We start from the raw sequence: 14,883 nt of genomic DNA on the forward strand, positions 1-14,883 counted from the left end.
GTGTATATCCCTGTCAAAAATAAAACCAGGCAAAAAATAACCACACGGCTGTGTGGTTATGTTTAAAGGTGCTACATCAACGCGTGGTGCTCGTTGTGGTGGTCGTTGTTGTGCCGGTATTTGCGCCGTCACCGCCGCCAGCAGCAGCGATGCCGAGTCCTACTAACGCGCCCAGTGCGCCGATACCCACAGCGGTCGTGGCACCGGTCGAGATTGCTCCCGCCTGCGCGCCCGCTGCAGCACCAGCTTCTTCCGGTGCGGCAATCGCAGCGGAAGAAACGGCAACGTAAAGTAAGGCTGCACCGGCAACCATCAGTTTTTTCATAACAACGTTTCCTGCATTTTTAGAAACAAATGAATGAAGGATGTACCCTAATTTCGGGCGCGTTCAGTATAGGGCAACAAATTACCAGAGTTCATCGCCAGTAAAAGAGGGTGAAAAACAGGGGTTATTCTGGTGATAAATACGGCGAATTGGCGATAGCTGCTTTTTTTAAATGAATATTTTTCAGGTGGCGGGATATTTGAGTGGTTGTGGCTGACACGGCAGCATTTTTCACTTTTGCATTAAAAAATGGTACGGAATAGGATTAATCAGATTTTCCTGAGTGTGCTTTAATTTTAATGATAGATTAATCAAATAGATGCTTATTTTAGGTGGGCGAATTAGATCCATTTTTTGATGAGTGCCATGCTATTCATTTTAAACAAACTCCGATTTTCCTTAGCGCATTTTAAGAATTATCTAACCGTAACGGGATCGCTGAATAACAAAATTGCGAGGTTTATTGCATGTTTGATAGAAATAAGGCGGCAATTAAGCCGCCTTATTCAGATTGGCAGGAAAATTATCGCCAGGATTTATAGCGGTTAATTAAGCCATTCGTGGAACTGTCGTGGCTGCTGATCTGCGATTCATTTTCCAGCTCTGGCAGAATACGGTTTGCCAGCTGTTTGCCCAATTCAACACCCCATTGGTCAAAGGTGAAGATGTTAAGAATTGCGCCCTGAGTGAAGATCTTGTGCTCGTACAGCGCAATCAGTGCACCCAGGCTGAACGGGGTGATTTCACGTAGCAGGATGGAGTTGGTTGGGCGGTTACCTTCGAACACCTTGAACGGCACGATGTGAGCAACAGACTCAACGGATTTACCGGCATCGGTAAACTCTTTCTCGACCACCTCACGAGATTTACCAAACGCCAGCGCTTCGGTCTGCGCGAAGAAGTTCGACAGCAGTTTCGGATGGTGATCGGTCAGTGCGTTGTGGGTCTGCGCCGGGGCGATAAAGTCGCAAGGGATCAGTTTGGTGCCCTGATGAATCAGCTGATAAAACGCATGCTGACCGTTGGTGCCAGGCTCGCCCCAGATAATTGGGCCGGTCTGGTAATCCACCGGGTTACCTTCGCGATCCACGTACTTACCGTTGGACTCCATGTTGCCCTGCTGGAAGTACGCTGCGAAACGGTGCATGTACTGGTCGTAAGGCAGGATGGCTTCGGTTTCGGCACCAAAGAAGTTGTTGTACCAGATACCGATCAGTGCCAGCAGCACCGGCAGGTTTTGCTCGGCTGGCGTGTTGGCGAAGTGGTTGTCCATCGCATGTGCGCCGCTCAGCAGCTGTTCGAAGTTCTCGAAGCCCACTGACAGGATGATCGACAAGCCAATCGCTGACCACAGTGAATAGCGACCGCCGACCCAGTCCCAGAACTCAAACATATTGTCGGTATCGATACCGAACTCGCCCACCGCTTTACCGTTGGTCGACAGCGCAGCAAAGTGTTTGGCGACATGCTGCTGGTCGCCCGCGGTTTTCAGGAACCAGTCGCGCGCGCTGTGGGCGTTGGTCATGGTCTCCTGCGTGGTGAAGGTTTTAGACGCCACGAGGAACAGGGTGGTTTCCGGGCTGAGATCTTTCAGCGTTTCGGCAATGTGTGTGCCATCAACGTTAGAAACAAAGTGCATGTTCAGGTGATTTTTATACGGGCGCAGCGCCTCAGTCACCATGAATGGACCGAGATCCGAACCGCCGATACCGATGTTCACCACGTCGGTGATCGCTTTGCCGGTATAACCTTTCCACTCACCGCTGATGATGCGCTCAGAGAAGCCTTTCATCTTCGCCAGCACCGCATTCACTTCTGGCATCACATCTTTGCCATCAACAATGATTGGCGTGTTGCTGCGATTACGCAAAGCAACGTGCAGCACGGCACGCTCTTCGGTGCGGTTGATCTTCTCACCAGAGAACATGGATTTGATGGCGCCCGCCAGATCGGTCTCTTTTGCCAGCGCCTGTAACTTATCGAGGGTTTCCTGGGTGATGCGGTTTTTTGAGAAATCCACCAGCATCTGATCGTCGAAAGTGGCAGAGAATTTCGCAAAACGATCGGCATCATCTTTAAACAGGTCGGCGATCTGCACCGATTTCATCTGGTCAAAATGCTGCTGCAGCGCTTTCCAGGCTGCGGTTTGTTTCGGATTGATATTTTTCATGGCAACACTCTTGTTGAAATAAGAACCGTCATTCCAGCCGGGCGCGTCCTGCTGGCCCAGCGTGCTAAGCATTTCTTGTGGCTGATACGCTACCGCAAACGGGTTTCAGTATGACCACAGTTGCAAACGAAGGGAAAAAATTTGTGACCGTGGCCGCAAGGTTTCAGGTTAATCCGGCGGTGATTGTCGATGTTCTGGCAAAAAAATTCCCTGTGCCGCATCAGCAAAAAGCCGCGTTTTTGCGCGCCGTTGACTACTTTAGGCGGGTGTGGCTGCCAGCGTTTGTTCTGCGATGCGCTGGCGTAATTCTAAAAAAGAATTTTCAGCGTGTTGCAAGGCTGGACAGCAGCAAAATTAATCAGTATTTTGTGCCCGCGACTTGCACCTTTGGGTGCAAGCCAGAAGAGGCGCGTCGCCCAGGCAGTGTGTTTGAGGATCCGTATCCAACGACAACACATCATGGGGTGCGACGCCGAGATGGAACAACGCGCGGAGTGTTGTCCTGTCGGCTGCAGGGGCTGAATCCTCTGGGTTGTCACCAGAAGCGTCCGCAGTCGGACGTTTCGCAAGGTGAAGTGCTTTTGGTGACTCATCTCCTGATCTTGTCTGTCCAATTCTGCTCTTCTCTTGTGCCAAGGCTGAAATCACCTCTTCCGTTTAACTATGGGAGAAAGCTAATCTGACACGAGGTTCGTAACATGTCTCAAAACCTGATCGTGGCAAAATTTGGCGGCACCAGCGTTGCCGATTTTGATGCCATGAACCGCAGTGCGGATGTTGTGCTCTCTGATGCCAATACCCGTTTAGTGGTGCTCTCTGCGTCTGCTGGCGTGACTAATCTGCTGGTTTCTCTGGCTGAAGGCCGGGAACTGGAGCAGCGCGCGCACCTGCTGGACGAAATTCGCAACATTCAATACGCCATCATTGATCGCCTGCAATCCCCTGAAGTGATTCGCCAGGAGATTGATCGCATGCTGGAAAACATCCTGATGCTGGCGGAAGCGACTGCGCTGGCGACCTCACATGCGCTGACCGATGAGTTGGTAAGCCACGGTGAGCTGATGTCGACCCTGCTGTTCGTGGAAGTGCTGCGTGAGCGTCAGGTCAATGCCGAATGGTTTGATGTGCGTAAAGTGATGCGCACCAGCGACCGTTTTGGTCGTGCTGAGCCTGATGTTGCCACGCTGAAAGAGCTGTCCACCGCGCAACTGGCTCCACGTGTTGCAGAAGCACTGGTCGTTACTCAGGGCTTTATTGGTAGCGAAGGCAAAGGGCGCACCACCACGCTGGGACGTGGCGGCAGCGACTATACCGCAGCACTGTTGGGAGAAGCTCTGCAGGCGTCGCGTGTGGATATCTGGACCGACGTGGCCGGCATCTACACCACCGACCCGCGTGTGGTGCCCACCGCGAAACGCATCGAAGAAATTACCTTCGAAGAAGCGGCTGAAATGGCAATCTTCGGCGCGAAAGTGCTGCATCCGGCGACCTTGCTGCCAGCTGTGCGCAGTGACATTCCGGTGTTCGTGGGTTCGAGCAAAGATCCGGCTGCCGGTGGCACGCGCGTGTGCAATGAAACCCAGAATCCACCGCTGTTCCGTGCGCTGGCACTGCGTCGTAAGCAAACCCTGATGACGCTGCACAGCCTGAACATGCTGCACGCGCACGGCTTCCTGGCTGAAGTGTTCGCGATTCTGGCTCGCCATAACATCTCCGTCGATCTGGTCACCACGTCAGAAGTGAGCGTGGCGCTGACGCTGGATACCACCGGTTCTTCGACCACCGGTGAAAGCTTGTTGACGCAAGCACTGCTGACCGAACTCTCTTCACTGTGCCGCGTGGAAGTGGAAGAGAACCTGGCGCTGGTGGCGATTATCGGCAACAACCTGTCGAAAGCCTGCGGCGTTGGCAAAGAGGTGTTTGGTGCCCTTGAGCCGTTTAACCTGCGCATGATCTGTTACGGAGCCAGCAGCTATAACCTGTGCTTCCTGGTACCAACGCCAGACGCAGAAGAAGTGGTGCGCGCGCTGCATAAGAATCTTTTTGGTTCTTAAGGCAAATTTTTAGCGCAATCCATCAAGCCGGACCTGGTCCGGCTTTTTTATTTTATAAATTTCGTTAAACAATAAATTAAGCCAAACGGCAGCGCATTTTTCGCACCAGTGATTTCTTGATAACCCCATGATTCATAGCTATTTACTTCGTTTTCCCCACTGGAATTGTCTTCATATCCCACTACGCTGCTAATCAGCGGTTACGTTTTAATCGCTCTTATCGATTGTCCCAATGAGAAAACATTCAATTTTTGAGGGAATGGCTATGCAAAGATTGGTTGCTGAAGGGGTAGGCACGTTTGTTCTGGTGTTAGGCGGGTGTGGCAGCGCGGTATTAGCTGCCACCTTCCCACAAGTCGGGATTGGTTTTGCGGGCGTGGCGCTGGCATTTGGTTTAACGGTGCTGGTGATGGCGTTCGCCGTAGGGCACATTTCCGGTGGGCATTTTAATCCGGCCGTCACCATAGGGTTGACGGTGGGAGGGCGTTTCCCGGCCGCTCAGGTGATCCCTTACATCATCGTGCAGTTAATCGGCGCCGCAGCCGCAGGCGGCGTGTTGTATCTGATTGCCAGCGGTAAACCCGGCTTTGATGCCGCTGCCAGCGGGTTCGCTTCGAATGGCTATGGTGAGCATTCACCGGGCGGATTTAGCCTGCATGCCGGGATGATCTGTGAAACGGTGATGACGGCAATCTTCCTGGTGGTGATCATGGGCGCGACCGATAAACGCGCACCGGCCGGTTTCGCACCGATTGCCATTGGGCTGGCGCTAACGCTGATCCACCTGGTGAGCATTCCGGTGACCAATACCTCCGTCAATCCAGCACGCAGCACCGGTGTGGCGATTTTCCAGGGCGGTTGGGCATTGCAGCAACTCTGGATGTTCTGGCTGATGCCGATTATTGGTGCGGCAATCGGTGGTGTGATCTACCGTGTTTTACTGGAAAAAGCAGAGTAATTTCTCTACAAAGCGCGGATCGACCGCAGACGATCCGCATTTTATCCTGCCAGCGACTTCCCGCCTTACGTCACGATAATGAAATGTTATGATCCCGCGTCCGTCGCTGTGGTCGTTCCCCGCGCGGCACTTCATCTGTGGCATATGAAATAAATTAAAAAATATCTAAGGAAGTCTCTCCATGCTCGCCAAGTTAACCCGCCTGTTCCCGCTCTGGGCCGTGCTGCTCTCGGTCGCGGCGTATTACTCGCCCTCGACATTCCTCGGCATTGGGCCGTGGGTCACTTACCTGCTAATGCTGATCATGTTCGGCATGGGTGTGACGCTGAATATTGATGATTTCAAACGTGTGCTGACACGTCCGGCACCGGTTATCGCCGGCACCTTTTTGCACTATCTGGTGATGCCACTCGCCGCCTGGGGCCTGGCTAAGCTATTCCACATGCCGCCGGACCTTTCAGCCGGGATGATCCTGGTGGGCAGCGTGGCCAGCGGTACCGCGTCCAACGTGATGATCTATCTGGCGAAGGGCGATGTGGCCCTGTCCGTGACCATCTCTTCAGTGTCTGCGCTGGTGGGTGTTTTCGCCACGCCGCTACTGACGCGCTTCTATGTCGATACTCACATTCAGGTCGATGTGATCGGCATGCTGCTCAGCATCGTTAAAATCGTGGTTATCCCGATTGGTCTGGGTCTGATCATCCACCACTCAATGAACAGCGTGGTGCGCCGTGTTGAGCCCTATCTGCCGGCATTTTCCATGGTCTGCATTCTGCTGATTATCAGCGCAGTGGTAGCGGGTTCTCAGGGCTTTATCGGTTCTGTCGGCCTGGTGGTGATTGCGGCGGTGATCCTGCATAACGCCATCGGCCTGCTGGGCGGTTACTGGGGCGGCAAGCTGTTTGGCTTTGACGAATCCACCTGCCGCACGCTGGCACTGGAAGTGGGTATGCAGAACTCCGGTCTGGCGGCAACGCTGGGCAAACTCTACTTCTCGCCACTGGCCGCCTTGCCGGGTGCGCTGTTCTCGGTGTGGCACAACCTTTCAGGTTCGCTGCTGGCCGGTTACTGGTCGGGCAAACCGATTGAGAAGAAGCAGAAGTAATCCTGCGAGCGGGCGGCCAAAGTGCCGCCCGCTGTCTATTTACTTACGCGCTACCGAAGCAGGGAATGCGAGGAAAGGGAACAGCAGATAGGGCGCGATGAGCAAAAGAATAAAAACACCTCGCGAATAACCCGCATCATTAATCCTTCGACTGCCACAGGCCAGCAACGGCAGGATAAACAGCAGCAGCGGCACTAAAGCAATTTCGCCACTCTTCATGGCAAACAGCTGCAGGTAAAGGCAAAACCAGATCACCTGAAACACGACGAACACCACGTAGCCTGCACGTCTTTCCAGCCCACTAAAGTTAAACGTCTTGAGAAAGCCATCTTTGATAATCGTAAAAAATCGGGTTATCAGCATCTTCCCTTCCTATGGCTACAGTTTCAGATAAGCGCGGATCCCATCCAGGAACATCTGCGTTGCCAGCATAATCAAAATCAAGCCCATTAACCGTTCCAGCGCGTTAACGCCTTTGTCACCCAACAGGCGTAAAAACAGTCCTGACATCAGCAGAATGACCACGGTAACGCCCCAGGCAATCAGCAATGCGCCAACCAAATGTGACATCTGATTGGGATATTGATGTGACAGCAGCATCAGCGTGGCTAACAGCGAAGGGCCTGCAACCAGCGGAATCGCCAGCGGCACCAGAAACGGTTCTTCACCTGCAGGTAATCCGCTGGTACTGGTTTCGCCAGAGGGAAAAATCATGCGGATGGCGATGAGGAACAGGATGATGCCGCCGGAGATCGAGACGGTTTCGGTGCGCAAATTCAGGAACGCCAGAATACGTTCGCCGGTAAACAGGAACAGCAGCATGATGATCAGTGCGATCAGCATTTCACGTATTAGCACCGCGCGCCGGCGCTTGGGTTCGAGATGCTTAAGCACCGACATAAAAATCGGCAGGTTGCCTAGCGGATCCATAATCAACAGCAGCAATATGGTCGCAGATATCATTTCAGTCATAGGTAAAAGCCATCCCTTGTTCCCGTCATTCTTCAACTCAGGTGCGTTGGCGGCGATGGGCTTGCGGAGCGCTGAATCGTGTAGCCGATCGAGATACTCCGAATTTCCGCCTGCCCGTACCTCGATTCATTGAGGGGAGTATTAGTTGTACTGCTGAAAAAGTTGGCGCAATCGAATTAATTCACTTGCCAGAAAGCCTGCATTTTGTAGAGTTGGAGGTCGCAGGTAAACCTGATTATTACGCAGATCAACTGGATATTCCGCTTGGTCTTTTCCTCGCACCACGAAGGGCACAGTGAAAACGCCCCGGACGGACAGAAAATGAAGAATGTAGGCTTTATTGGTTGGCGTGGCATGGTCGGCTCTGTGCTGATGTCACGCATGAGTGAAGAACGCGATTTTGATGTGATTAATCCGGTCTTCTTCTCCACGTCTCAGCTTGGTCAGGCAGCACCGACATTCGGCGGCAAGTCGACCGGTGCGCTGCAGGATGCTTTTGATATCGAGGCGCTGAAGGCGCTGGATATTATTATCACCTGCCAGGGCGGTGACTACACCAGTGAAGTTTACCCTAAGCTGCGTGAAAGCGGCTGGCAGGGTTACTGGATTGATGCGGCCTCGACGCTGCGCATGAAAGATGACGCCATCATCATTCTCGATCCGGTTAACCACAATGTGATTCGTCAGGGCCTCGACAACGGTATCAAAACCTTCGTCGGCGGTAACTGTACCGTCAGCCTGATGCTGATGTCACTCGGCGGCCTGTTCGCTAACGATCTGGTGGAGTGGGCCTCTGTCGCTACTTATCAGGCGGCGTCGGGCGGCGGTGCGCGCCATATGCGTGAACTGCTGACCCAAATGGGCATGTTGCACGACCACGTGGCGAAATCCCTGCAGGATCCGGCTTCGGCGATTCTGGATATCGAACGCAGCGTCACCGATTTCACCCGTTCAGGCACTTTGCCGACCGACAACTTCGGCGTACCGCTGGCGGGCAGCCTGATTCCATGGATCGACAAGCAGTTGGATAACGGCCAGAGCCGCGAAGAGTGGAAAGGCCAGGCAGAAACCAACAAGATTCTGCGCACCAGCAGCGTGATCCCAGTGGATGGTCTGTGTGTGCGCGTCGGTGCACTGCGCTGCCACAGCCAGGCATTCACCCTGAAGCTGAAAAAAGATATCCCGCTGAACGAAATCGAACAGCTGCTGGCTTCTCATAACGAATGGGTGAAAGTGGTGCCAAATGACCGCGAAATCACCATGCGTGAACTGACCCCTGCAGCGGTGACCGGTACGCTGACCACGCCAGTGGGCCGTCTGCGCAAACTGAACATGGGGCCGGAATACCTTTCCGCCTTTACCGTGGGCGATCAGCTGCTGTGGGGCGCGGCTGAACCGCTACGCCGCATGTTGCGTTTGCTGATCGACTAAGCGCAGCGACAAACCAGACAGGCCGGGATTTCCCGGCCTTTTTTATGCCAACCAGGTTGCAAAACTTAACCCAAATTGCGCCTGACAAGTGATCCGCTTCCCCTTTTTGCTTGCCCGACAAGATTTTTTTGCTTTCCCCCCTGGCTTCTGCCAGCCCCAAGCTATGATTTAACAGTGATGTGCCGGTTGTTAACTGTTTTTGCTTTCCGAACTGAATGGTTGTTGTACACGGCAAAGATCTTCTCCCATGGACGGTGTCCTCTCTTGCTGGTGTATGTATGGCTCAATGAAAAGCAGCGCACCAGAGGCGGCATTGTTGTCCACTCCGGTCGCCTGCGCAAAATCATAGGAAGAAAGTCATGTCAGAGCTTCCCGATCGCCAGGCGATCAATGCCCTTTTTGCCGGGAATTATGCCGATCCCTTCTCTTTTTTGGGGATGCACCAAACTGTCGAAGGCCTCGAAGTCCGCGCGCTGCTGCCCGATGCCTCCGAAGTCTGGGTGATTGAAACCAACACCGGACGCAAATGCGCGCAGCTTAAATGCCTCGATTCACGCGGCTTCTTCTGCGGTGTGATCCCACGCCGTAAAAACCTGTTTCGCTATCAGTTGGCGGTCACCTGGCACGGCCAGCAAAACCTGATCGATGATGCCTATCGCTTCGGTCCTCTATTGGCCGAAATGGATGCCTGGCTGCTCGGCGAAGGCACGCATCTGCGCCCGTATGAAACGCTAGGTGCTCATAACGCGACCATCGATGGCGTCAGCGGCACCCGTTTCTCGGTGTGGGCACCGAACGCACGTCGCGTCTCCGTGGTGGGCGAATTCAATTTCTGGGACGGTCGTCGTCACCCGATGCGCTTCCGCCGTGAGCTGGGTATCTGGGAGCTGTTTGTGCCGGGCGCGGTGAATGGCCAGCTGTACAAATATGAAATTATTGATGCATCAGGGCAGATGCGCATCAAAGCCGACCCGTTTGCCTTTGAAGCACAGATGCGCCCGCAAACCGCCTCAATGATCTGTGGTTTACCGCCGAAGGTGGAGATGCAGCCGCAGCGCAAAGCCGCCAATACTTTTGATCAGCCGATCTCGATTTACGAAGTGCATCTGGGATCCTGGCGCCGCCACACCGACAACAACTTCTGGCTGAGCTACAAAGAGCTGGCCGAACAGCTGGTGCCTTACGTCAAAGAGATGGGCTTCACCCACATTGAACTGCTGCCGATCAACGAACATCCGTTTGATGGCAGCTGGGGCTATCAGCCTCTTGGCATGTATGCACCCACGCGCCGCTTTGGTACCCGCGATGAGTTCCGCCACTTTATCGACGCAGCGCACGATGCCGGCCTTAATGTGTTGCTTGATTGGGTGCCGGGTCACTTTCCCAGTGACGATTTCGGATTGGCGAAATTTGATGGCACCGAACTGTATGAGCACAGCGATCCGCGTGAAGGCTACCATCAAGACTGGAACACGCTGATCTACAACTTTGGCCGCCGCGAAGTCAGTAACTATCTCTCCGGCAACGCGCTGTATTGGATGGAGCGCTTTGGCATTGATGGCCTGCGTGTGGATGCCGTGGCATCGATGATCTACCGCGATTACAGCCGCAAAGAGGGCGAATGGGTGCCCAATCACTTCGGCGGTCGCGAGAATCTTGAGGCCATCTCATTCCTGCGTCACACCAACCGCACGCTGGGCCGCGCGGCACCGGGCACCATCAGCGTGGCGGAAGAGTCCACCGACTATCCTGGCGTGACACGTCCCTCTGAGGATGGCGGTCTTGGCTTCTGGTTCAAATGGAACCTCGGCTGGATGCACGACACGCTCGACTACATGAAACTCGATCCAGTGCATCGTCGTTATCATCACAACCTGATGACGTTTGGCATGCTTTATAACTACACCGAAAACTTCGTGCTGCCGCTGTCGCACGATGAAGTGGTGCACGGTAAACGCTCGATTCTTGATCGCATGCCCGGCGATGCGTGGCAAAAGTTTGCCAACCTGCGTGCCTATTACGGCTGGATGTGGGGCTTCCCCGGTAAAAAGCTGCAGTTTATGGGCAACGAGTTTGCTCAAGGCCGCGAGTGGAATCACGATTCGAGCCTCGACTGGCATCTGCTGGAGGGCGAAGACAACTGGCACAACGGCGTACAGCGTCTGGTGCGCGATCTCAACCACAGCTACAAACACTTCACGCCATTACATCAACTTGATTTCGATGCGCAGGGCTTTGAATGGCTGGTGGTCGACGATCATGAAAACTCGGTGTTTGTGTTTGCACGTCGCGATCGTGACGGCAATGAAATCATTGTCGCCAGTAATTTCACGCCGGTGGCGCGCCATGACTATCGCTTTGGCGTTAATCAACAAGGCGGCTGGCGTGAGGTACTGAACACCGACCAACAGGATTATCACGGCAGTGATGTGCGCAATCATGGGGTGGTGCATACCGACGTGATTGAGAGCCACGGTCGGCCGCAATCGCTTAGCCTGGTCTTGCCGCCGCTGGCCACGATTTGGCTGGTGCGGGAGGGCGACTGATGCTGGAGACCGGGCAGCCGATGCCGTTGGGCGCCCATTATGATGGGCGCGGCGTAAACTTCACGCTGTTTTCCCGCCATGCCGAGCAAGTGGAGCTGTGCCTGTTTGACGCGCACGGCGTTGAACGGCGCTTTGCGCTGCCCGCGCGCAGTGGGGATATCTGGCACGGCTATTTTCCGGCATTAAAGCCCGGCCAGCGTTACGGCTATCGCGTGCACGGCCCATGGGCACCGCAACAAGGACATCGATTTAACCCGGCCAAATTACTGGTCGATCCCTGCGCAAAAGCGGTGGTGGGGGATATTCCCGACGATCCGCGTTTTAGCGGAGGTGAGCAGCAGCCGGATGAGCAGGATAACGCTGCCATTGCGCCCAAATCACTGGTGATCGCTGAAGATTTTGACTGGGATGATGAGAAACCACTGCGTACGCCGTGGGGCAAGACGGTGGTGTATGAGGCGCACGTGCGCGGCTTAACCCGGCAACATCCGGAAATTCCGGAAAGGCTGCGCGGGACTTATGCGGCACTGGGCCATCCTGCTATGGTGAAGTACTTTCGCCATCTCGGTATTACCGCGCTGGAACTGCTGCCGATAGCGCACTTCGCCAGCGAGCCGCGTCTGCTACGACTCGGGCTGAGCAATTACTGGGGTTACAACCCGTTCGCGCTGTGGGCGGTGGATCCCCGCTACGCGTCCGGCGAGCAGGGTTTAACGCCCTTGCAGGAGTTTCAGCAGGCGGTCAAAGCGCTGCATGCGGCGGGTATCGAAGTGATCCTTGATGTGGTGTTCAACCACACTGCCGAGTTGGAAGAGATTGGCCCCAACATTTCACTGCGCGGCGTGGATAACGCCAGCTATTACTGGCTCGACGCGCAGGGTGAATATCAAAACTGGACCGGCTGCGGCAACACGCTCAATCTCAGCGATCCGCAGGTGATGGAATGGGCATTAGAAGCGCTGCGCTATTGGGTGCGGGACTGCCATATCGATGGCTTCCGTTTTGACCTCGCCAGCGTGCTGGGTCGTACGCCGGACTATCGGCAGGATGCGCCGCTGTTCATCGCCATTAAAGCCTGTCCGGTGCTGTCACAGGTCAAATTGATTGCTGAACCGTGGGATATCGGCCCCGGCGGCTATCAGGTGGGCAATTTTCCCGAAGGATTCGCGGAATGGAATGACCATTTCCGAGATGCCGCGCGCCGTTACTGGCTGCACGGCCAGCTCAATAATGGCGAATTTGCCCGGCGCTTTGCCGCCTCCAGCGATGTATTCCAGCGAGAGGGACGCTTGCCGCACGCCAGTATCAATCTGATCACCGCGCATGACGGTTTTACGCTGCGCGACGTGGTGAGCTTCAACAATAAACACAATCAGGCCAACGGCGAAGACAATCGTGACGGCAGTAGCAGTAACTTCAGCCACAACCATGGCAAAGAGGGGCTACAGGTCAATTTCGATATTGTCGAACGTCGTCGGCGTAGCGTGCATGCTCTGCTGACCACGCTGCTGTTGGCGCAAGGTACACCGATGCTGCTGGCCGGGGACGAACGCGGTCACAGCCAGCACGGTAACAATAACGCGTACTGTCAGGATAACCCACTCACCTGGTTGCACTGGCATCAGGATGATTTTGGACTGGTCGACTTCACTGCCGCGTTAATCCGGCTGCGTCAGCGCATTCCTGCACTGACAGCGGATCGCTGGTGGCAGGAGGGCGATGGCAATGTGCAGTGGTTCAATGCCAGCGGCAAACCACTGGGAAATGAGGAGTGGGAACAGGGGGCGCACAGAATGCAGATCCTGCTCTCCAGCCGCTGGTTAATAACAATCAACGCCACGGAATCGGTGAGTGACCTTGCCTTACCAGACGGAGAGTGGCGTGCCATTCCTCCTTTCGCCGGGGAAGATAACCCCATCCTGACAACTGTCTGGCACGGGCCCGCACACGGCGTGTGTGTGTTCCTAAAGCAATCATAAGGAGTCAGACATGGTTAAGTTAGATAGAACAGATCCACTGATGCTGGCGCGCCAGCTCCCTACACAAACGGTGGCGTTGATCCTTGCTGGCGGGCGCGGTACGCGTCTGAAAGATCTCACCGCGAAACGCGCCAAACCTGCCGTTCATTTCGGCGGCAAGTTCCGCATCATCGACTTTGCGCTGTCGAATTGTATCAATTCGGGTATTCGGCGCATCGGCGTGATCACCCAATATCAGTCGCATACGTTAACGCAGCACATCCAGCGTGGCTGGTCGTTATTCAACGAAGAGATGAATGAATTTGTCGATTTGCTGCCGGCGCAGCAGCGTGCATCCACCGAGCATTGGTATCGCGGTACCGCCGATGCAGTTTCGCAGAACCTCGACATCATTCGCCGCTATCGAGCGCAATACATCGTGATTCTCGCCGGGGATCATATCTACAAAATGGATTACTCGCGGATGTTGCTCGATCACGCTGAACGTGGCGCGAAGTGCACCATCGCCTGCTTACCGGTGCCGCTCGACGAAGCCACGGCGTTTGGTGTGATGGCGGTGGATGCGGACAACAACGTGGTGGATTTTGTGGAAAAACCGCCGAAGCCACCGTCAATGCCGGGCGATGACACCAAAGCGTTAGCCAGTATGGGGATCTACGTGTTCAACGCTGATTACCTCTACCAGCTATTGGAAGAGGATTTGCTAATCCCTGAATCGAGCCACGATTTCGGCAAGGATTTGCTGCCAAAAATTGTCGCCAGCGGTGAAGCCTACGCGCACTCCTTTACGTTGTCGTGCGTACAGAACGATGAAAACGCCGAGCCTTACTGGCGTGACGTCGGAACGCTGGAAGCTTACTGGCGCGCTAATCTCGATCTGGCCTCGGTCACGCCGGAACTGGATATGTACGACCACGACTGGCCAATCCGTACGCATATGGAACCCTTGCCGCCCGCCAAATTTGTGCAGGATCGCTCGGGCAGCCATGGCATGACGATGAATTCACTGGTTTCCGGCGGCTGCATTATCTCCGGTTCCGTGGTGGTGAATTCGGTGTTGTTCCCACGCGTGCGCATTAACTCGTTTTGCAATATCGACTCATCGGTGCTGTTACCGGATGTGGTGATCAATCGTTCCTGTCGTCTACGCCGTTGCGTGATTGATCGCGCCTGCGTGATTCCGGAAGGCATGGTGATTGGTGAAAACCCTGATGAAGACAGCCGCCGTTTTTACCGTTCAGAAGAAGGCATCGTTTTGGTGACGCGCGCCATGCTGGCCAAATTGGCTGGCTGACCACGAATGCAACGAGCAAGCACATAATCGCCGCGGGGAACGCGCGCGA

Annotated in this window: 11 protein-coding genes and 1 riboswitch; of the genes, 7 read left to right on the forward strand and 4 right to left on the reverse strand. The window is 54.7% G+C overall.

The window, feature by feature from the left end; genetic code table 11:
* Positions 1–76: 76 nt before the first annotated feature.
* Entirely contained in the window at positions 77–325 is a 249-nt protein-coding gene (gene yjbE, locus WFP70_RS16715) for an exopolysaccharide production protein YjbE (RefSeq protein WP_034827112.1), read from the reverse strand.
* A gap of 523 nt (positions 326–848) precedes the next feature.
* Complete coding sequence (pgi, locus tag WFP70_RS16720; protein WP_160834053.1) at positions 849–2,495, reverse strand: glucose-6-phosphate isomerase; 1,647 nt, start codon at positions 2,493–2,495, stop codon at positions 849–851.
* 394 nt (positions 2,496–2,889) lie between these two features.
* Positions 2,890–3,084: riboswitch (Lysine riboswitch) on the forward strand.
* A gap of 109 nt (positions 3,085–3,193) precedes the next feature.
* Between pgi and lysC the strand changes: the two genes are divergently transcribed.
* The 3 genes from lysC (at position 3,194) to panS (ending at position 6,612) form a co-directional block, all read left to right on the forward strand.
* Positions 3,194–4,549 (forward strand): lysine-sensitive aspartokinase 3, encoded by a 1,356-nt coding sequence (gene lysC / locus WFP70_RS16725; protein WP_034827106.1) that lies wholly within the window; start codon positions 3,194–3,196, stop codon positions 4,547–4,549.
* Between the two features lie 265 nt (positions 4,550–4,814).
* The gene (gene aqpZ, locus WFP70_RS16730) at positions 4,815–5,507 is read left to right on the forward strand and encodes an aquaporin Z (protein ID WP_166933964.1); all 693 of its coding nucleotides are present in this window, start codon (positions 4,815–4,817) and stop codon (positions 5,505–5,507) included.
* A 181-nt stretch (positions 5,508–5,688) separates the two neighbouring features.
* Entirely contained in the window at positions 5,689–6,612 is a 924-nt protein-coding gene (gene panS, locus WFP70_RS16735) for a ketopantoate/pantoate/pantothenate transporter PanS (RefSeq protein ID WP_038643713.1), read from the forward strand.
* Between the two features lie 39 nt (positions 6,613–6,651).
* Here panS and WFP70_RS16740 read toward each other — a convergent pair whose 3' ends face one another.
* Complete coding sequence (locus WFP70_RS16740) at positions 6,652–6,975, reverse strand: DUF805 domain-containing protein (RefSeq protein WP_337023881.1); 324 nt, start codon at positions 6,973–6,975, stop codon at positions 6,652–6,654.
* A 15-nt stretch (positions 6,976–6,990) separates the two neighbouring features.
* Complete coding sequence (locus tag WFP70_RS16745; protein ID WP_034827091.1) at positions 6,991–7,584, reverse strand: YhgN family NAAT transporter; 594 nt, start codon at positions 7,582–7,584, stop codon at positions 6,991–6,993.
* 321 nt (positions 7,585–7,905) lie between these two features.
* Here WFP70_RS16745 and asd point away from each other — a divergent pair, with 321 nt between their 5' ends.
* The 4 genes from asd to glgC all read left to right on the forward strand — a co-directional run bounded on the left by asd (position 7,906) and on the right by glgC (position 14,834).
* Positions 7,906–9,015: an aspartate-semialdehyde dehydrogenase gene (gene asd / locus WFP70_RS16750; protein WP_097118913.1), complete on the forward strand. Its 1,110-nt coding sequence runs from the start codon at positions 7,906–7,908 to the stop codon at positions 9,013–9,015.
* Between the two features lie 359 nt (positions 9,016–9,374).
* Positions 9,375–11,561 carry a 1,4-alpha-glucan branching enzyme gene (glgB, locus tag WFP70_RS16755; RefSeq protein ID WP_337023882.1) on the forward strand — a complete coding sequence of 729 codons (2,187 nt, stop codon included), beginning with the start codon at positions 9,375–9,377 and terminating at the stop codon, positions 11,559–11,561.
* Entirely contained in the window at positions 11,561–13,540 is a 1,980-nt protein-coding gene (gene glgX, locus WFP70_RS16760) for a glycogen debranching protein GlgX (protein WP_337023883.1), read from the forward strand. Before glgB ends, glgX begins: the two co-directional genes overlap by 1 nt.
* Positions 13,541–13,550: 10 nt before the next feature.
* Positions 13,551–14,834, forward strand: coding sequence for a glucose-1-phosphate adenylyltransferase (glgC, locus tag WFP70_RS16765; RefSeq protein ID WP_097118916.1), 1,284 nt, complete (start codon positions 13,551–13,553; stop codon positions 14,832–14,834).
* The last annotated feature ends 49 nt before the right edge of the window (positions 14,835–14,883 follow it).

Source organism: Pantoea sp. USMM079, assembly GCF_037153115.1.
Lineage (GTDB): Bacteria > Pseudomonadota > Gammaproteobacteria > Enterobacterales > Enterobacteriaceae > Pantoea > Pantoea communis.